Source organism: Methanoculleus sp. UBA208, from assembly GCF_002498065.1.
GTDB lineage: Archaea > Halobacteriota > Methanomicrobia > Methanomicrobiales > Methanoculleaceae > Methanoculleus.
In genome coordinates, this window is record NZ_DAFZ01000001.1 from 1 (window position 1) to 499 (window position 499).

Consider the following 499-nt stretch of genomic DNA (forward strand, 5'->3'; position numbering starts at 1 on the left):
CGAGGTCATCACCGCGACGGGGGCCACCCCGGAGATGGTCCGCGTGGGTTTGACCAGGAGAAGCGGCCGGAGCCGTTCGCGCTCTTCGGGCGTGGCCGCGGCGAGAACGGCGGAGTTTTTGGGCATGCTGACGCCGTGCTCCCGGCAGACGTCGAGCTTAATCTTCTGGATCCCGGCAGGGCCGGGCCCGCTAGAAAGGATGCGGGAGATGATCTCCCGGAGAGTGTCGGTATCGTTCATCGTTTAGTGTTCGGTTGCAATCCGTTCGGAATGAAAATCGGCGTGGTATTCGATGTAAGGATTGTGGTGGGCCCTGATGTGGTGGACGATCTCGTCGCCCAGGGTAAGAATAGCCTTTTTATGCGTTACCTTATTCTTATGGATATGGACGGGTGAGATGTGGAGAGCGTTGTACTGGTCGGTTGGGACATCCTCTCCCGTGGTACTTTCATAGTACTTTCTGACGTGGACTAACAGCATGTGTAAGTGGAGCAGCTCT

1 protein-coding gene and 1 pseudogene are annotated in these 499 nt (G+C 57.3%); both read right to left on the reverse strand.

Going from position 1 to position 499, the window contains the following annotated elements:
• A pseudogene (locus tag BRA62_RS00005) lies at nucleotides 1–240 on the reverse strand (tRNA uridine(34) 5-carboxymethylaminomethyl modification radical SAM/GNAT enzyme Elp3); the annotation flags it as partial.
• A 3-nt stretch (nucleotides 241–243) separates the two neighbouring features.
• Nucleotides 244–499, reverse strand: a 256-nt coding sequence (locus tag BRA62_RS00010; RefSeq protein ID WP_292363978.1) for a UPF0058 family protein, incomplete at its 5' end; no start/stop codon positions are given.